Raw genomic sequence first — 16,945 nt, 5'->3', positions numbered from 1 at the left:
CGATTCCGACTCGCACATGTGAGAATGATTCCCATGAACACCTGGACGACCCGTGCCGTGACCGCTGCGACCGCCTCGGCGGCCGCCCTCGCGCTGGCCGGGTGCGGCGGCACCGGAGGGACCGCCGCGGCGGGCAGCGGCGGGGACGGGCTGACCGTCGTCGCCGGCTTCTACCCGCTGGAGTGGGCGGCGCAGCGGGTCGGCGGGGACCGGGTCGACGTCTCCTCGCTCACCCCGCCCGGCGCGGAGGCCCACGACCTCGAGCTCGCCCCGCAGGACGTCGCCGCCGTCTCCGAGGCCGACCTGCTGGTGTACCTGGAGGGCTTCCAGCCCGCGCTGGACGAGGCCGCGCAGAACGAGGCCGCCGACACCGCGTGGGACGCCGGGCAGGCCGCCGACCTCTCCCTGACCGCCGAGGAGCACGGCCACGAGGGAGAGACCGCCGAGGAGCACGCCGAGCACGCCGAGGAGGGCGAGGAGGGCGAGGCGCTCGACCCGCACTTCTGGCTCGACCCGACCCGGCTGGCCTCGGTCGGCGACGCGCTGGCCGAGCGGCTGGCCGAGGCCGACCCCGACGGCGCGGCCACCTACGAGGAGAACGCCGCCGCGCTGCGCGCCGACCTGGAGGCCCTGGACGCCGAGATGTCGGCGGGCCTGGCCGACTGCGCGGTCGACACCCTGGTCACCGGCCACGACGCGTTCGGCTACCTCGCCGACCGCTACGGTCTCGAGGTGGTCGGGATCAGCGGACTGAGCCCCTCGGCGGAGCCGAGCCCGGCCGCGCAGGCGGAGATCACCGAGCTGGTCCGCGAGCGCGGGGTGACCACCGTCTACACCGAGACCCTGGTCGACCCCGCCGTCGCCGAGACCGTGGCCACCGAGGCCGGCGCGCAGACGGCCGTGCTGGACCCGCTGGAAGGGCTGACCGACGAGTCGGCCGGCAGTGACTACCTCGAGGTCATGCGGGCCAACCTGGCCACCCTGCAGGAGGGCCAGTCCTGCACGTGAGCGAGCTCGCGAGCTCACGCGTGGGCACGGCATCGCCGGGAACGCGGCCGACGAGCGCCAGCGAGGAGGGCGCGTGATCGCACTCAGGCTCCGCGACGCCCGGATCGGCTACGGCGACACCGCCGTCGTCCAGGGCGTCGACCTCACCGTGGCCGAGGGCGAGGCGGTGGCCGTCCTCGGGTCCAACGGGTCGGGCAAGACCACGCTGGCCCGGGGCCTGCTGGGCCTGGCCACCGTGCTCGGCGGCGAGGTCGAGGTGCTCGGCGCCCCTGTCGGGCGCCCGCGCGAGCGCGGGCGGATCGGCTACGTGCCGCAGCGGCACACCGTCAGCGGCGCGGTGCCGGCCACCGTCCGCGAGGTCGTCGGCGTCGGCCGGCTGGCCCGGCTGGGCCCGGTCGGCCGGCTGCGCCCGGCCGACCGGGCCGCGGTGCGAGACGCGGTGGCCGCCGTCGGGCTGGCCGACCGGCTCGACGACCCGGTCGCCTCGCTGTCCGGCGGGCAGCAGCGCCGGGTGCTGGTCGCCCGCGCACTGGCCGCCGAGCCCGAGCTGCTGGTCATGGACGAGCCGACCGCCGGGGTCGATGCCGCCAGCCAGGACGCGCTGGCCGCCGTCCTCGCCGACGTCTCGGCCACCGGCACCACGCTGCTGGTGGTCACCCACGAGACCGCCGCGCTGGCCGGCGTGCTCACCCGCGCGGTCGTCGTCGACCACGGGCGGATCGCCTACGACGGGCCGCTGGCCGGCGCCGGGGAGGTCACCGGTGGGCACCACCACCCCGAGGGCACGGGACAGCCACCGGCGCGCGGGTACCGCCAGGACCAGCCGCGGGTGACGACGGACGGGGTGCGGTGAGCGTGGAGGTCCTCGAGTACGGCTTCATGCAGCGGGCGCTGCTGGCCTCGCTGATGGTCGGCCTGGTCGCCCCGGCGGTCGGTGTCTTCCTGGTGCAGCGCCGGCTCTCCCTGCTCGGTGACGGCCTCGGCCACGTGGCGCTCACCGGCGTCGCGGTCGGCGTCCTCACCGCCACCGCACCGGTCGGGACGGCGCTGGTCGCCGCCGTGCTGGGTGCGGTCCTCATCGAGCTGGTCCGCGCCCGCGGCCGCACCAGCGGCGACGTCGCGCTCGCCGTCCTCTTCTACGGCGGCATCGCCGGCGGCGTGGTGCTGCTCGGCCTGGCCCCCCGCGGCCAGGCGACCAACCTCGACGCCTACCTGTTCGGCGCCATCACCACCACGACCACGGGGGACGTCGCGGTCTTCGCCGTCATCACCGTGGTGGTGCTGGGCGTCGTGTGGCTGCTCGGCCAGCGGCTCTACGCCGTCAGCGACGACGAGGAGTACGCCCGCGCGGTCGGCCTGCCGGTGCTCGCGCTGAACGTCGTCCTCGCCGTGCTGGTCGCGGCCACCGTCGTGCTGTCCATGCGCGTCGTCGGCCTGCTGCTGATCAGCGCGCTGATGATCGTGCCGAGCGCGGTCGCCCAGCAGCTGGCCCGCAGCTTCCGCCAGACGCTGTACCTGGCCTGCGGCATCGGGCTGGTCACCAGCGTCGCCGGGACGACGGCCTCCTACTACACCGGCACCCCCTCCGGCGGGACCATCGTGCTGCTGGCCATCGCGCTGTTCCTGCTGGCCACGGCGGCGGTCGCGCTGCGCGAGGCGACCGCCCGCCGCCGCCACCGGCGCCGTGCCGAGGTGCACGCCGCGCACCCGCACGAGCACGGCGACCGGTGCGGCCACCCGGCGGTGCCGCACGGCGACCACGTCGACTACGACCACGACGGCCACCGGCACGCGCCGCACCGCACCGGTACCGGCGTGCACTACGACGAGCACGGCGAGCACGTGCCGCCGGCGGGGACGGGGGGACGCGCGTGACCGAGGCACCCCGCCGCCAGACGCGGCAGCGCAGCGCCGTGCTGGCCCTGCTCGACGAGCTCGACGGCTTCCGCACCGCGCAGGAGCTGCACGCGCTCCTGCGCGAGCGGGGCGACGCGGTCGGCCTCGCGACGGTCTACCGGGCGCTGCAGGCCCTGGTGGACGACGGCCTGGTCGACGTGCTGCGCAGCGACGGCGAGGCCGGCTACCGGCGCTGCTCCCCCGTGCACCACCACCACCTGGTGTGCCGCTCCTGCGGGCGCACCGTCGAGGTCGAGGACCCGCCGGTCGAGCGGTGGGCCGCCCGCGTCGCCGCCGAGCACGGGTTCGCCGACGTCCAGCACCAGCTGGAGGTCTTCGGCACCTGCGCGGCCTGCTGCACCGCGCGCTGAGCTCAGCGGTACGGGTCGGTGATCTCCCGCAGCCGCTCCAGGGCCGCGCGGAGCTGGGCGGTGGCCTCCTCGCCCAGGTGGGCCGTCCACTCGGCCTCCACCTCGGCCTCGACCCGGCGGGCCACCGCGACGACCTCCAGTCCGCGCCCGGCCATCTGCACCAGCCGGGCGCGGGCGTCGGTGGGGTCGGGCACCCGGCGGACGTAACCGGCCTTCTCGAGCTGGTCGACGAGGTGGCCCGCGGTCTGCTTGGTCACCAGTGCCTGCTCGGCCAGCGCGGTCAGCCGGGTGCCACCGGGGCCGATCCGGGCGGCGATGCGGCCCTGCGCGGTGGTGATGTCGTCGTACCCCGCGGCGACCAGGGCCGCGAGCAGCCGCGACTCCAGGGCCCGGTGCGGGTAGAAGCAGAGCAGGCCGAGGTTCTGCCGCTCCGCTGCCTGATCGGCCACGTTCCCCCTTGACGATGGTCAGATTCTCTGACGGAATGGTCAGAACATCGTACCGATGGGTGGAGGAGTCATGGACCTCGACGCGGTGTGGCGGACCATCGACGCGGAGCGCGCCGGCCTGGCCGACCTGCTCGACGAGCTCTCCCCCGCCGAGTGGGCGGCACCGTCGCTGTGCGACGCCTGGCGGGTCGGCGACGTCGCGGCCCACCTCACCCTCGCCCACATGGGGCCGGGGGCCGCGCTCGTCGGCGCGGTCCGCGCGCGGGGCAGCTTCGACCGGATGATCCGCGACACCGCCCTGCGCGCGGCCTCCCTGCCCCGCGCGGAGTACCCGCGACGCCTCCGCGCGATGGTCGGCTCGCGGCGCACGGCCCCGTTCGTCACCCCGACCGAGCCGCTCATCGACGTCCTGGTGCACGGGCAGGACATCGCCGTCCCGCTGGGACGTGACCGGCCGGTGCCCGTCGCCGCGGCCGTCGCGGCCGCCACGCGGGTCTGGGGGACCGGCTTCCCGTTCCGCGCCCGGCGACGGCTCCAGGGATTCCGGCTGAGCGCGACCGACGCCGACTGGACGGTCGGGTCCGGCCTCCCGGTGGAAGGGCCGATCGCCGCGCTCCTGCTGCTGGTGACCGGGCGGGAGGCCGCGCTCGACCGGCTGTCGGGCGCGGGCGCCCATCGACTGCAGGCGGCGCGAGGCCGCCGCGACGGCGCACCGGGGAGGCCGACCTGACCACCCGGGTCGACGCGGACGCCACCGGTCCTGCCCGCACGGCTCACCAGAGGGTGCGGATCGCCGGGAACTCCGCGAGTGCGGTGTCACTGGTGACGACGGGGAGCGACTCCAGCACCGCCTGGGCGACGATCACCCGGTCGAAGGGGTCGCGGTAGGACCACTGCAGCGAGCCGGCAGTGAGCGCGTGGTGCCCCGTGATGGGCAACTCCTCCGCGCGCAGCCGGTCGAGGTGCTCCCGGTAGCCGCTGACCACGGCGGCTGCCCCCTCCGGCCTGCCGAGCCGGTGCTTCGTGGCGATCTCCCAGGCGCTCGCCGCGGAGACGTACACGGTGGTGCCGGACGCGCGCACGGTCGCGAGGGTCTGGGCCGGGATGCGTCCGGGGTCGAGCAGGACCCAGAGGAGGGCGTGGGTGTCGAACAGCAGGGAGGACACTCCCACCGGGCCAGTTCGTCGTCCGGGATCGGTTCGGAGAAGGTCTCGGGCAGCTGACCCGCCACGAAGCCGACGGGCCGGGGTGCCGGTTCGTCGACCGGCACGAGGCGCACCACCGGCCGGCGCCGCGCGCGATCACGACCTCCTCGCCGCGCTCGGCCGCGGCGAGGAGCTGGGACAGCCCGGTCTCGGCCTCCTGCACGTCGACGTGCGTCATGGCTCCGAGTGTCGACCTGATGGCCGGGCCGGCCAGCCGTGGCGCCGCGGCTCAGTTGAGGGCGCGGGTCCCGGCCGGGAGCGTGCCGCCGCCGACCATCTCCGCGGCCGCGTACTGGAGCGCGGTCAGCGCGACCCGCTGGGTGAACGGCCCGGTGGAGACCCGGGCGACGCCGAGCTCCTGCATCTCGCGGGCGGGCAGCGAGGCGCCGGGCACGCTGATCAGCGTGAGCTTCCCGCGCCCGAGTCCCTCGACCACCGCGGCGATCTCCTCGCGGTCGACCAGCCGCGGCACGAACACCACCGGCGCGCCCGCTTCCAGGAAGGCCCGGCCGCGGCGGATCGCCTCCGCGACGAGCTCGCCGCGGTCGGCGCCCTCGGCCGCGCGGACGAAGGTGTCGGTGCGGGCGTTGAGCACGAAGTCGACGCCGGCGTCCCGGCCGGCGCGCAGCACCGCCTCGACCGCGGCCACGGCCTCGTCCAGCGGCTTCATCTGGTCCTCGAGGTTGCCGCCGACGACGCCGAGCCCGATCGCCCGGCGGGTGGTCTCGCCGGCGTCGCCGTAGCCGGCCTCCATGTCCATGCTCACCGGCAGGTCCACCGCGGCGGCGATCCGGCCGACCATGTCCAGGTGCAGGTCGAGCGGGATGTTCTCGCCGTCCTCGTAGCCGAAGGTGGCGGCGATGCCGTGACTGGCGGTCGCCAGGGCACGCACGCCGTCGGTCGCGGCGACCACCCGGGCGGAGACGACGTCCCACACGTTGGCGAGGACGAGGATCTCCGGGGCGGTGTGCAGGTCGAGGAGGGTGCGGGCGCGGGTGGCGAGGTCGGTCACGGCGGGCACGCTACGGCGCGGTCAGCCGGCGTGCCGCGCGAGCCGGTACCCCGGGCCGCTGCGGACGGCGGGTCACCCGGTGTCGGGGATCGAGGAGACGGCGGTGTCCCGCAGCGACCCGTCGGGCACCCGCCGGTTGCGCGGCTCGAGCGCCACCAGCTCGCCGCTCAGGGCGACCGGCTGCAAGCCCCTCACGGTCAGCGGTCCCGCAGTGCCCGAAGGGCCGCCTTGCGGGCCTCGCCGGTGAGCCGGTCGAGGAAGACCTTCCCGTCGAGGTGGTCGACCTCGTGCTGCAGGGCGCGGGCCATCAGGCCGGTGCCCTCCAGCCGCACCGGCTCGCCGTGCACGTCGAAGCCCTCGACGACGGCGTGCATCGCCCGCACGGTGGGCGCCCACAGGCCGGGGATCGACAGGCAGCCCTCGTCGCCGTCCTGGGTCTCCTCGGACAGCTCCACGATGCGCGGGTTGACCAGGTGCCCGATGACGCCGTCGACGTTGTAGGAGAACGCCCGCAGCCCGACGCCGATCTGCGGCGCGGCCACGCCGGCCCGGCCGGGGTCGGCGACGGTGTCCTCCAGGTCGCGGACCAGCGCGGCGAGCTCCCTGTCGAAGCTGCGCACCTCGTCGGCGGGCGTGCGGAGGACCGGGTCACCGAGCTCGCGGATGGGACGGATCGTCACGCGGTGCAGTCTCTCAGCCCAGGGACGGGCGCCTCACCAGCACCATCTCGTCGCGGTGCACGATCTCCCGCTGGTACTCCGGGTCCAGCTCGCTGGTCCTGCGGCCCAGCAGCGGCGGCAGCTCCCGGGCGTCGTAGGCGACCAGGCCACGGGCCACCACGACGCCGTCGGGATCGACCAGCTCGACCGGGTCGTCGGCGAGGAACTCCCCCACCACGTCGGTGATGCCGGCGGGCAGCAGCGAGGCGTGCCGCTCGCGCACCGCGTGCACCGCGCCCTCGTCCAGGACCAGCCGGCCGCGGGGGCGGGTGGCGAAGCGCAGCCAGAACTGGCGGGCACGGGGCCGGGGCCCCATGACCGCGAAGCGGGTGCCGACCTGCTCGCCGGCCAGCGCGGCGGCGGCCTGGGCGGTGGAGGTGACGACGACGGGGACGCCGGCGTGCGCGGCGATCAGCGCGGCCTCCACCTTGGTGGCCATCCCGCCGGTGCCCACCCCGTTGCGGCGGGCGGTGCCGAGGGTGACCTCGCCGAGGTCGGCCGGGTCGCGGACGGTGTCCAGCAGCTGGGCCGGGCCCTGGCGCGGGTCGCCGTCGTACACGCCGTCGACGTCGGAGAGCAGCAGCAGCGCGTCGGCCCGGGCGACGTGGGCGACCAGCGCGGCCAGCCGGTCGTTGTCGCCGAACCGGATCTCCTCGGTGGCGACCGTGTCGTTCTCGTTGACGATCGGCAGGACGCCGAGGGTGAGCAGCCGCTCCAGCGTGCGCTGGGCGTTGCGGTAGTGGCTGCGCCGGGTGAGGTCGTCGGCGGTGAGCAGCACCTGGCCGACGGTGACGTCGTGCCGGGCGAAGGCGTCGGCGTAGGTCTGCACCAGCCGCAGCTGGCCGACGCTGGCCGCGGCCTGGGCGGTGGCGAGGTCGCGGGGGCGGCCGGGGATCCCGAGCGGGGCCAGCCCGGCGGCGATCGCGCCCGAGGAGACGAGCACCACCTCGCGGCCCTGGGCGTGCACCGCGCCCAGGACGTCGACCAGCGCGGTCAGCCGCTGCTCGTCCAGGCCCGCCGGCAGGCTGGTCAGCGACGACGAGCCGACCTTGACCACGACCCGGCGCGCGCCGGCGATCTCCGCGCGCGGGCTCATGCGTCGTCGTCCCCGTCGGGCAGGTCCTCGTCGGTCCACGTCCCCGAGTACGTCGCCTCGCTGAGCTCGTAGGGCACCCGGCGGGCCTTCTTGGCCGCCAGCCGCTCGTCGGCGCGGACCCGGTGCGGGGCGTCGATGCGGGAATCGGTGCCCCGCCCACCCAGGCCGGCGGACTCCTCGACGCTGAGCGTGCCGGCCGGCAGCGTCGGCACGAAGTCGAAGGCGACGTCGCCGATGACGATGGTGTCGCCCTCCTGGGCGCCGGCCTCCTGCAGGGCGTCCTCGACGCCGAGCCGGTTGAGCCGGTCGGCGAGGAAGCCCACCGCCTCGTCGTTGGTGAAGTCGGTCTGGCGGACCCAGCGCTCGGGCTTGACGCCGCGCACGGTGAACGAGCCCTCGTCGGGGTCGCGCTCGACGGTGAAGCCGCTGTCGTCGACCGCCCGCGGGGTCAGGGTGACCCGCACCGGCTCGGGCTCGGGCAGCGCGGCGCGGTACTCCTCGACGGCCGCGGCCAGCGCGAAGCCGAGCTCGCGCAGCCCCTCGCCGGTCGCCGCGCTCACCGGGAACACCCGCAGCCCGCGCTGCTCCAGCGGCTCGCGGACCAGGTCGACCAGGTCGCGCGCGTCGGGGACGTCGACCTTGTTGAGGACGGCGACCCGCAGCCGGTCGACGAGGTCCCCGCGGTACTGGGCCAGCTCGTGCTGCAGCGCCTCGATGTCGCTCTCGGGGTCGCGGCCGGGCTCCATCGTGGCCATGTCGACGACGTGCACCAGGACGGCGCAGCGCTCGATGTGGCGGAGGAACTCCAGGCCCAGCCCGCGGCCCTCGGACGCGCCGGGGATCAGCCCGGGGACGTCGGCCATCGTGAAGACGGTGTCGCCGGCCCGGACCACGCCGAGGTTGGGCACCAGCGTGGTGAACGGGTAGTCGGCGATCTTCGGGCGGGCGGCGGACATGGCCGCGATCAGCGAGGACTTGCCCGCCGAGGGGAACCCGACCAGGCCGACGTCGGCGATGCTCTTCAGCTCGATGACCGCGTCGAACGCCTCGCCCGGCTCGCCCAGCAGCGCGAAGCCGGGGGCCTTGCGGCGGGAGTTGGCCAGCGCGGCGTTGCCCAGCCCGCCCTTGCCGCCGGAGGCCAGGACGACGCGGGTGCCGGCGCCGACGAGGTCGGCGACCACCCGGCCGTCGGGGGTGCTGACCACGGTGCCGGCGGGGACCCGCAGGACGCGGTCCGCACCGCGGGCGCCGTGCCGGTTGCTGCCCTCGCCGGGCCGGCCGTTGCCGGCCTTCTGGTGCGGGCGGTGGTGGAAGTCCAGCAGCGTGTGCACGCTGGGGTCCACCTCGAGGACGACGTCCCCGCCGTTGCCGCCGTTGCCCCCGTCGGGGCCGCCGAGCGGCTTGAACTTCTCCCGGTGGATCGAGGCCACGCCGTGCCCGCCGTTGCCGGCGGAGACGTGCACGACCACGCGGTCGACGAAAGCGGCCATGTGTCAGCTACTCCTGGAACGCCACGAGCGCACGGGCCGAGGCCCGTGCGCTCGTGAAGCGGTTCGTTCGAGTGCTCAGGCCTCGACCGCGGAGATGGAGACGGTCTTGCGTCCCCGCCGCGTGCCGAAGGTGACCGCACCGGCCTCGAGCGCGAACAGCGTGTCGTCGCCGCCGCGGCCGACGCCCAGGCCCGGGTGGAAGTGGGTCCCGCGCTGGCGGACGATGATCTCGCCGGCCTTCACGACCTGGCCCCCGAAGCGCTTGACGCCGAGGCGCTGCGCGTTCGAGTCGCGGCCGTTGCGGGAGGACGAGGCGCCCTTCTTGTGTGCCATGTCTGCGTCAGCCCTTCGTGATGTCGCGGACCACGACGTCGGTGAGGGGCTGACGGTGCCCCTGACGCTTGTGGTAGCCGGTCTTGTTCTTGAACTTGTGGATGCGGATCTTCGGGCCCTTGCCGTGGCCGACGATCTCGCCGGTCACGGTCACCCCGGCCAGGGTCTCCGCGTCGCTGGTGACGGTGTCGCCGTCGACCAGGAGCAGGGCCGGGAGGGTGACGGAGTCGCCCGCCTCACCCACGAGACGGTTGACCGTGAACCGGTCGCCCACGGCGACCTTGTGCTGCCGGCCACCGGCCTTGACGACTGCGTACACCACTGAACTCCTCGATCGCCTCTGTCGTGTCCTGCATGCGCCCGGACGTCGGGCGCCGGGTGCTGGACGGGCTGCCCGCCTCCCAGGCGGCACCCGGAGGTGCGCGGCACCGGGGCGGTGCAACCCGACCAGCGTACCCGAGCGGCCGGAGCCGGGTCGAACGGGGGAAGGGGAGGACCCCGTCCTCCCCACCCTTCGCGAGCCCAGGGCGGTCCCCTGGACGGGGCCGCGGCGGGTTCCTGCAGGGGGGATCAGGACGCGGGCGGGCCCGCCGGGCGGCTGGCGGCCCGGCGGCGGCGCGGGCGGGTGACCGGCGCCGAGGGCTCGCCAGCGTCGTCGGTGGCCGGCGGCTGGGCCCCCGCCACCGGACCTCCGGCCGCGGCCGGCTCGGCGTCGTCCGGCTCGACGTCCATCGGGCCGGGGTCGTCCGGGCCCGCACCGGCGGGCACGGCCTCCTCGTCGTCCCGCCCGGTGGCCCCGGTCCCGGTCGACAGGGCCCGGTCCACCGGCTCGGCGAGCGACGGCTCGGCGAGCGCCTGGTCCGCCGGTGCCGGCCCCGGGGGGGTGGGCTCGCCGGCGGGCTCGGGCGCCGGCTCCGGGACCACGGCGTCCGGCTGGTCGGGCTCGTCGGCCGGCCCGTCGGGCACAGCGTCCGCGACGGCGGTGTCCTCGGCGGCGGTGTCCTCGGCGGCGGTGTCCTCGGCGGCGGTGTCCTCGGACCGCCCGCCGGCCGCGGCGAGCACGGCGGCGTCCTCGGCGGCGCGCTCCTCGCCGGACTGGCCGCGGTTGCGCCGGCCGCGGCTGCGCCGTCCGCCTCCGGACCGTTGCCCCTCGCCGTCGGCCCCGTCCTCACCGGGTGCCTCGACCGCGGGCTCGGCGTCCTCGGCCAGGCGGGCGCCGTTGTCGCGGGCCTTCTCGGCACGCTGCTGCTCGCGCGGCTTGCCGCCGCCGTTGCCGGACGGGGCGTTCCCGCCGCCGCGGCGCTTCTCGTCCACCGGGTCGGTGTTGACGATGACGCCGCGGCCGCGGCAGTGCTCGCACGGCTCGGAGAAGACCTCCAGCAGGCCCTGGCCGACCCGCTTGCGGGTCATCTGCACCAGGCCGAGCGAGGTGACCTCGGCGACCTGGTGCTTGGTGCGGTCGCGGCCCAGGCACTCGGTCAGCCGCCGCAGCACCAGGTCGCGGTTGCTCTCCAGCACCATGTCGATGAAGTCGATGACGATGATGCCGCCGATGTCGCGCAGCCGGAGCTGGCGGACGATCTCCTCGGCCGCCTCCATGTTGTTGCGCGTGACGGTCTGCTCGAGGTTGCCGCCGGAGCCGGTGAACTTGCCGGTGTTGACGTCGACGACGGTCATCGCCTCGGTGCGGTCGATGACCAGCGAGCCACCCGAGGGCAGCCACACCTTGCGGTCCAGCGCCTTGGCCAGCTGCTCGTCGATGCGCAGGTCGCGGAAGACGTCGCCCTCGCCGGTGGACCGGGAGAGCCGGCCGACCAGCTCCGGGGAGACGTGCGCGACGTAGGCCTCGACGGTGTCCCAGGCGTCGTCGCCCTGGACGACGAGCTCCTTGAAGTCCTCGTTGAAGACGTCGCGGATGACCCGGATGGCCAGGTCCGGCTCGCCGTAGAGCAGCGCCGGGGCGTTCGAGGAGGAGTCGGCCTTCTTCTGGATGACGTCCCACTGCGCCTGCAGCCGGGCGACGTCGCGGGTCAGCTCCTCCTCCGACGCACCCTCGGCCGCGGTGCGGATGATGACGCCGGCGTCCTCGGGGACGATCTTCTTGAGGATGTCCTTGAGCCGCTGCCGCTCGGTGTCGGGCAGCTTGCGGCTGATGCCGGTCATCGAGCCGCCGGGCACGTAGACCAGGAACCGGCCGGGCAGGTTGACCTGCTGGGTCAGCCGGGCGCCCTTGTGGCCGATCGGGTCCTTGGTGACCTGCACCAGCACCTTGTCGCCGGACTTCATGGCGGTCTCGATCGAGCGCTGCTTGCCCGAGAGGCCCGCGGCGTCCCAGTTGACCTCGCCGGCGTAGAGGACGGCGTTGCGGCCCTTGCCGATGTCGATGAAGGCCGCCTCCATGCTGGGCAGCACGTTCTGCACCCGGCCGAGGTAGACGTTGCCGGCGAAGGACGTCGCCTGGGCCTGGGTCACGTAGTGCTCGACGAGCACGTCGTCCTCGAGGACGGCGATCTGCGTGCGCTCGCCCCGCTGCCGGATGACCATCTTGCGGTCGACCGCCTCGCGCCGGGCGAGGAACTCGCTCTCGGTGAGGATCGGCGCCCTACGGCGGCCGTTGTCCCGGCCGTCGCGGCGGCGCTGGCGCTTGGCCTCCAGCCGGGTGGAGCCGGTGACGCCCCGGACGTCGTCGTCGCTGGTGGTGCGGCCGTTGCGGCCGGCCCGTTCGGGACGGTCGTCGTCGGTCTCGGCGGCGGCGTCCCCGTTCTCCGCGCTGGTCCCGCGACGACGGCGGCGGCGCCGGCGACGGGTGCTCGAGCCGCCCTCGTCCTCGTCGCCCTCGGCGGTGTCCTCGCCGCTGTCGGCGTCGGCGTCCTCGTCGGCGTCCTGCTCGTCGCCGGACTCCTCGTCGGTCGAGTCCTCGTCCTCGGTGTCGGCGGCGTCCTCGCCGCTGCGCCCGCGACCCCGGCCGCGGCGGCCCCGGCGGCGGCGCCGGCTGGCCGCGGACCCGTTGTCGTCGGTGTCCTCGGCGTCGGTCCCGTCCTCGTCGGACCGGTCCTCGTCGGACTCGGCGGTGTCGGCGTCCTCGGCTGCCGCAGGGGCCTCCTCGCTGGCGGCGCGGCGGCGGGAGCGGCTGCGCCGGGACCGGGGCGCCGGGACCTCCTCGTCGAGGTCCTCGGTCGGCTCGACCTCGGCCTCCTCGACGCCGGGCGACTCGGCCTCCGGCCGGCGGCTGCGGCGGCGCGGCGCGGTCGGGACGTCGGTCTCGGTCGGCGCGACGAAGCTGACGAAGGCCGGCAGCGCGGGGACCGCCGGCGCGACGGGGGTGTAGGAGCCGGGGTCGGCGGCGCCGGCCGGGCGGGTGGCCCGGCGGCGGGGCCGGGCGATGACCGCGGTGGGCTCCGGGGAGCTGAACTGGGCGCCGAACGGGGAGACCGGGGCCTCGTCGGGCTCGGGCTCCGGCTCGGGGGTCGCGGCGGCCGCCTCGCCGGCCGGGGGCCCCTCCTCGGCGGCCGCCTGCTCGCCGGCGTCGTCGTCCTCGCCGGCCTCGGCCTCCTGGAGCAGCTCCTCGGCGGCCGGGGCGCCGCCCTCGGGCAGGGCCGCCGGGTCGAGGCCCTCGTCGGCCGGGGTGGTGGTGCTGTCGTCTGTCTGGTCGGCCACGGGTGGCTCGCCTCCTGTGTGGTGCTCCCGGGCGCCCATCGCAGAGGACTGGCGGCCGCGCAGGAGCACGGTGTCGGACGGGCCGGGCCCGCGCCGGGTGCGGCGGCAGGCTCGGCTCGCGAAGTCTGTGGTCCAGCTCCCGGGCGGCGGTAGCCGCGGCCGGGCGCCGGGTGGTGCGGGTCCTGCGGTGGTACGAGATCTCGGGGTGCGTCACGTCTGGCAGCCGTGCCGCGCGACGGCGTGCGGCCCCCGGCCCCACCGGTCAGACCGCGGCGGGCTCCCCCTGGCAGCGGGCGCCCGCGACACGGTCCGGGCCGAGTGGGTCGGCCACGGCGCCGCTGTCGTCGAGCCGGCCCTGCGCCTCACGCACGGCCCGGGTGGGCGACGGCGGGCGCAGGTCGGCGACGGCGACCAGCGCGGCCAACACGTCGTCGGGTCGAACGGCGGGCGTCACCTGCCGGACGACCATGTGCAGTATGGCACAACCTGCCTCCTCGGCCGCCGACGCGGCGACCACGGCGGCCCGCGCGTCGACGTCCCGGAGGCCGTTCTTGGTGCGCTTCTCGACCACCACCACGTCGGCGGCCAGCAGCGCCTCGACGGCCGGGGCGAGCTCGGCGAGGGACACGCCCGGCAGCTCGACGCGCCAGGCCGCGGCGTCGATCCGGTCGGCCAGGGAGCCGGTGCCCTCGGCGGCCTCCACGCACTCGAGGACGTCGATGCCCGGGGGCAGCGAGGCGTCCAGCGCGGCGCGGACCTGCTCGGGGTCGCAGCGCTGCGCCAGGCCGATCTCCAGGTACTCGGCCTCGCTGGCCGCCCCGGTGGGGGCCGCGCCGACGTAGGAGACCTTCGGGTGCGGGGAGAAGCCCGCGGAGAAGGCCATGGGCACCCGTGCCCGGCGCAGCGCCCGCTCCAGCGCGCGGGCGAGGTCGCGGTGCGAGGCGAAGCGCAGCGGGCCGCGCTTGGCGTAGCGCAGCCGCAGCTTCTGGACCGTGGGCGGCGGGGGCGGCCCGTCGGGCTGGCGGGCCATCAGCGACCGACGACGGTCAGCGGGAGGAGGCTGCGCCCGGTCGGTCCGATCTGGATCTCGGTGCCGTTGGTCGGGCAGACGCCGCAGTCGTAGCAGGGGGTCCACCGGCAGTCGGCGACCTCCTCCTCGCTCAACGCCTCCTGCCAGTCGTCCCAGAGCCACTCCTTGTCCAGCCCGGAGTCCAGGTGGTCCCAGGGCAGGACCTCGTCCTGGCCGCGCTCGCGGGTGGTGTACCAGTCGAGGTCGACGCCGAGCGGGGTGAGCTCGGCGGCCGCGGCGGCGGTCCAGCGCTCGAAGGAGAAGTGCTCGCTCCAGCCGTCGAACCGGCCGCCCTCGCGCCACACCTGCTCGATGACCCGGCCCACCCGCCGGTCGCCCCGGGAGAGCAGGCCCTCGACCACGCCGGGCTTGCCGTCGTGGTACCGCAGGCCGATGGAGCGGCCGATGCGGCGGTCGGCGTTGATGGCCTGCCGGAGCAGCCTGAGCCGGGAGTCGATGGTCTCGGCGCTGGCCTGCCCGGCCCACTGGAAGGGCGTGTGCGGCTTGGGCACGAAGCCGCCGATGGAGACGGTGCAGCGGATGTCCTTGCGGCCGCTGGCCTCCCGGCCGGCGCGGATCACCTCGACCGCGAGCTCCGCGATCTCCAGCACGTCCTCGTCGGTCTCGGTCGGCAGACCGCACATGAAGTAGAGCTTCACCTGCGTCCAGCCGTTGGCGTACGCCGTCGTCACCGTGCGGACCAGGTCGTCCTTGGACACCGTCTTGTTGATCACCCGGCGGATCCGCTCGCTGCCGCCCTCGGGGGCGAAGGTCAGGCCGGAGCGGCGGCCGTTGCGGGACAGCTCGTTGGCCAGCGTCACGTTGAACGCGTCGACGCGGGTGCTCGGCAGGGACAGCCCGGTGTTGGTGCCCTCGTAGCGGTCGGCGAGCTCCTTGGCGACCTGGCCGATCTCGGAGTGGTCGGCGCTGGACAGCGACAGCAGCCCGACCTCCTCGTAGCCGGTGGCGCGCAGTCCCTGGTCGACCATCGAGCCGATGCCGGTGATGGTCCGCTCCCGCACCGGGCGGGTGATCATCCCGGCCTGGCAGAACCGGCAGCCGCGGGTGCAGCCGCGGAAGATCTCCACGCTCATCCGCTCGTGCACCGACTCGGCCAGCGGCACCAGCGGCGTCTTCGGGTAGGGCCACTCGTCGAGGTCCATGACGGTGCGCTTGCCGACCCGGGCGGGGACGTCGTCCCGCGTGCGGGTCACGGCCGCGATGGCGCCGTCCGGACCGTAGGAGACCGAGTAGAAGCGCGGCACGTAGACGCCGTCGACCCGGGCCAGGCGGGCCAGCAGCTCGACGCGGCCGCCGGGTCGGCCCTGCTGCTTCCACGCCGCGACCACGTCGGTGACGTCGCCGACGACCTGCTCGCCGTCGCCGAGGACGGCGCAGTCGACGAAGTCGGCGACCGGCTCGGGGTTGAACGCGGCGTGCCCGCCGGCCACGACGACCGGGTGGGTCTCGTCGCGGTCCACGGCGTGCAGCGGCACCCCGGCCAGGTCGAGGGCCTCGAGCAGGTTGGTGTAGCCGAGCTCGGTGGCGAAGCTGACGCCCAGCAGGTCGAAGTCGGCGACCGCGCGGTGGGAGTCGACGGTGAACTGGCCGACGCCGTGCTCGCGCATGAGGGCGGCGAGGTCGGGCCAGACGGCGTAGGTGCGCTCGGCCAGGGCGTCGGGGCGCTCGTTGAGCACCTCGTACAGGATCATCAGGCCCTGGTTGGGCAGCCCCACCTCGTAGGCGTCGGGGTACATCAGCGCCCAGTGGACGGCGACGTCCTCCCACGGCTTGACCTGCGCGTTCAGCTCACCGCCGACGTACTGGATCGGCTTCTGCACCTGCGCGAGGAGCGGTTCGAGGCGGGGGTACAGCGTTTCACCGTTCATGACCGGTCCAGGGTAGCCGGGTCGGCGGGCCGAGTTCCCTGCGCCGAGGTGACAGGATCCGTTCCCTCATCGGCACGGGGACGGGACACCGAGATGACCAGCGACCACAGCAGCAGGGCGCGGACGCTCGGCCTCATCGGCGCCCTGGTCACCGCGGCGGCCGCGGTCGGGCTGACGGCCGCGGGCTACTACTTCGATGCCACGGGCGGTGGCCCGAGCACCGGCCTGCAGCTGCTGCTGTGGGGCAGCCTGCTGGCCGGGTTCGTCCTGCTCACGGTGGGCCTGGTCGGCTGGTTGGGCTCCCGCTAGGTCGGGAGAACTCAGTCCAGGTCGGGGAAGAAGAGCTTGACCTCGCGCTCGGCGGACTCGGGCGAGTCGGAGCCGTGGACGATGTTGTTCTGCACCTCGAGGGCGAAGTCGCCGCGGATCGTGCCGGGCGCGGCCTTCACCGGGTCGGTCGCGCCGGCCAGTGCGCGGAACGCCTCGATCGCCCGCGGCCCCTCGACCACCAGCGCCATCAGCGGACCGCTGGTGATGAACTCGACCAGCGAGCCGAAGAACGGCCGCTCGCGGTGCTCCGCGTAGTGGGTCTCGGCCGTCTCGCGGATCAGCGTGCGCAGCTCGGCGGCGACCAGCCGCAGGCCCTTGGCCTCCAGGCGCGAGATCACCTCGCCGACCAGGCCACGGGCGACGCCGTCGGGCTTGACGAGGACGAGGGTGCGTTCTGCGGTGGCTTCGGACACGAGCGCGG

At 75.4% G+C, this 16,945-nt stretch carries 18 protein-coding genes; 6 read left to right on the top strand and 12 right to left on the bottom strand.

Going from position 1 to position 16,945, the window contains the following annotated elements; translation table 11 throughout:
* The first annotated feature begins 33 nt into the window (after window positions 1–33).
* The 4 genes from BLR12_RS14240 (at window position 34) to BLR12_RS14225 (ending at window position 3,275) form a co-directional block, all read left to right on the top strand.
* Window positions 34–1,008, top strand: coding sequence for a metal ABC transporter substrate-binding protein (locus tag BLR12_RS14240; protein ID WP_091379229.1), 975 nt, complete (start codon window positions 34–36; stop codon window positions 1,006–1,008).
* Window positions 1,009–1,081: 73 nt separating this feature from the next.
* A complete protein-coding gene (locus tag BLR12_RS14235) occupies window positions 1,082–1,861 on the top strand; it encodes a metal ABC transporter ATP-binding protein (protein ID WP_091379226.1) in 780 nt (259 codons plus the stop codon).
* On the top strand, window positions 1,858–2,883 hold the full coding sequence (locus BLR12_RS14230) for a metal ABC transporter permease (RefSeq protein ID WP_255363500.1): 1,026 nt from the start codon (window positions 1,858–1,860) through the stop codon (window positions 2,881–2,883). The genes BLR12_RS14235 and BLR12_RS14230 overlap by 4 nt, the downstream gene beginning before the upstream one ends.
* Entirely contained in the window at window positions 2,880–3,275 is a 396-nt protein-coding gene (locus BLR12_RS14225) for a Fur family transcriptional regulator (RefSeq protein ID WP_091379220.1), read from the top strand. Before BLR12_RS14230 ends, BLR12_RS14225 begins: the two co-directional genes overlap by 4 nt.
* Before the next feature lie 2 nt (window positions 3,276–3,277).
* On the opposite strand, the gene BLR12_RS14220 is transcribed toward BLR12_RS14225, so the two are convergent.
* Window positions 3,278–3,724: a MarR family winged helix-turn-helix transcriptional regulator gene (locus BLR12_RS14220; protein ID WP_091379218.1), complete on the bottom strand. Its 447-nt coding sequence runs from the start codon at window positions 3,722–3,724 to the stop codon at window positions 3,278–3,280.
* A 70-nt stretch (window positions 3,725–3,794) separates the two neighbouring features.
* On the opposite strand from BLR12_RS14220, the gene BLR12_RS14215 reads away from it, so the two are divergent.
* Complete coding sequence (locus BLR12_RS14215; RefSeq protein WP_091379215.1) at window positions 3,795–4,454, top strand: maleylpyruvate isomerase family mycothiol-dependent enzyme; 660 nt, start codon at window positions 3,795–3,797, stop codon at window positions 4,452–4,454.
* A 43-nt stretch (window positions 4,455–4,497) separates the two neighbouring features.
* Here the strand turns inward: BLR12_RS14215 and BLR12_RS14210 are convergent, their stop codons facing one another.
* From BLR12_RS14210 to BLR12_RS14160, 10 genes are all read right to left on the bottom strand, one after another.
* Window positions 4,498–4,896: a type II toxin-antitoxin system VapC family toxin gene (locus BLR12_RS14210; RefSeq protein WP_255363499.1), complete on the bottom strand. Its 399-nt coding sequence runs from the start codon at window positions 4,894–4,896 to the stop codon at window positions 4,498–4,500.
* A 262-nt stretch (window positions 4,897–5,158) separates the two neighbouring features.
* Window positions 5,159–5,941, bottom strand: a complete 783-nt coding sequence (locus BLR12_RS14200) for an isocitrate lyase/PEP mutase family protein (RefSeq protein ID WP_091379935.1) — start codon at window positions 5,939–5,941, stop codon at window positions 5,159–5,161.
* A gap of 197 nt (window positions 5,942–6,138) precedes the next feature.
* A complete protein-coding gene (gene def, locus BLR12_RS14195; protein ID WP_091379210.1) occupies window positions 6,139–6,621 on the bottom strand; it encodes a peptide deformylase in 483 nt (160 codons plus the stop codon).
* Window positions 6,622–6,634: 13 nt separating this feature from the next.
* Window positions 6,635–7,756 (bottom strand): glutamate 5-kinase, encoded by a 1,122-nt coding sequence (gene proB / locus BLR12_RS14190; protein WP_091379207.1) that lies wholly within the window; start codon window positions 7,754–7,756, stop codon window positions 6,635–6,637.
* The gene (gene obgE, locus BLR12_RS14185) at window positions 7,753–9,246 is read right to left on the bottom strand and encodes a GTPase ObgE (RefSeq protein WP_091379206.1); all 1,494 of its coding nucleotides are present in this window, start codon (window positions 9,244–9,246) and stop codon (window positions 7,753–7,755) included. The genes proB and obgE overlap by 4 nt, the downstream gene beginning before the upstream one ends.
* Window positions 9,247–9,321: 75 nt before the next feature.
* Window positions 9,322–9,579, bottom strand: coding sequence for a 50S ribosomal protein L27 (gene rpmA / locus BLR12_RS14180; protein ID WP_091379203.1), 258 nt, complete (start codon window positions 9,577–9,579; stop codon window positions 9,322–9,324).
* A gap of 7 nt (window positions 9,580–9,586) precedes the next feature.
* Window positions 9,587–9,898, bottom strand: coding sequence for a 50S ribosomal protein L21 (gene rplU / locus BLR12_RS14175; RefSeq protein ID WP_012947747.1), 312 nt, complete (start codon window positions 9,896–9,898; stop codon window positions 9,587–9,589).
* A 251-nt stretch (window positions 9,899–10,149) separates the two neighbouring features.
* Window positions 10,150–13,236: an Rne/Rng family ribonuclease gene (locus BLR12_RS14170; protein ID WP_091379200.1), complete on the bottom strand. Its 3,087-nt coding sequence runs from the start codon at window positions 13,234–13,236 to the stop codon at window positions 10,150–10,152.
* 262 nt (window positions 13,237–13,498) lie between these two features.
* Complete coding sequence (locus BLR12_RS14165; RefSeq protein WP_091379199.1) at window positions 13,499–14,266, bottom strand: TIGR03936 family radical SAM-associated protein; 768 nt, start codon at window positions 14,264–14,266, stop codon at window positions 13,499–13,501.
* Window positions 14,266–16,194 carry a TIGR03960 family B12-binding radical SAM protein gene (locus BLR12_RS14160; RefSeq protein ID WP_091379196.1) on the bottom strand — a complete coding sequence of 643 codons (1,929 nt, stop codon included), beginning with the start codon at window positions 16,192–16,194 and terminating at the stop codon, window positions 14,266–14,268. The genes BLR12_RS14165 and BLR12_RS14160 overlap by 1 nt, the downstream gene beginning before the upstream one ends.
* 93 nt (window positions 16,195–16,287) lie before the next feature.
* Here BLR12_RS14160 and BLR12_RS14155 point away from each other — a divergent pair, with 93 nt between their 5' ends.
* Window positions 16,288–16,503 (top strand): hypothetical protein, encoded by a 216-nt coding sequence (locus tag BLR12_RS14155; RefSeq protein WP_091379195.1) that lies wholly within the window; start codon window positions 16,288–16,290, stop codon window positions 16,501–16,503.
* Window positions 16,504–16,514: 11 nt separating this feature from the next.
* Here the strand turns inward: BLR12_RS14155 and ndk are convergent, their stop codons facing one another.
* Complete coding sequence (ndk, locus tag BLR12_RS14150; protein ID WP_091379192.1) at window positions 16,515–16,937, bottom strand: nucleoside-diphosphate kinase; 423 nt, start codon at window positions 16,935–16,937, stop codon at window positions 16,515–16,517.
* Window positions 16,938–16,945 lie beyond the last annotated feature (8 nt).

The sequence above is a fragment of the Geodermatophilus sp. DSM 45219 genome, from assembly GCF_900104025.1.
GTDB lineage: Bacteria > Actinomycetota > Actinomycetes > Mycobacteriales > Geodermatophilaceae > Geodermatophilus.
The sequence above is the reverse complement of the archived record's forward strand: the minus strand, read 5'-3'. Positions and strand labels throughout refer to the sequence as shown.

Excerpts from the sequence above, each read along its gene's own strand:
- BLR12_RS14240 (WP_091379229.1), top strand. The coding sequence starts at position 34 with ATGAACACCTGGACGACCCGTGCCGTGACCGCTGCGACCGCCTCGGCG.
- BLR12_RS14215 (WP_091379215.1), top strand. The coding sequence starts at position 3,795 with ATGGACCTCGACGCGGTGTGGCGGACCATCGACGCGGAGCGCGCCGGC.
- proB (WP_091379207.1), bottom strand. The coding sequence starts at position 7,756 with ATGAGCCCGCGCGCGGAGATCGCCGGCGCGCGCCGGGTCGTGGTCAAG.
- obgE (WP_091379206.1), bottom strand. The coding sequence starts at position 9,246 with ATGGCCGCTTTCGTCGACCGCGTGGTCGTGCACGTCTCCGCCGGCAAC.
- rpmA (WP_091379203.1), bottom strand. The coding sequence starts at position 9,579 with ATGGCACACAAGAAGGGCGCCTCGTCCTCCCGCAACGGCCGCGACTCG.
- BLR12_RS14165 (WP_091379199.1), bottom strand. The coding sequence starts at position 14,266 with ATGGCCCGCCAGCCCGACGGGCCGCCCCCGCCGCCCACGGTCCAGAAG.
- BLR12_RS14160 (WP_091379196.1), bottom strand. The coding sequence starts at position 16,194 with ATGAACGGTGAAACGCTGTACCCCCGCCTCGAACCGCTCCTCGCGCAG.
- BLR12_RS14155 (WP_091379195.1), top strand. The coding sequence starts at position 16,288 with ATGACCAGCGACCACAGCAGCAGGGCGCGGACGCTCGGCCTCATCGGC.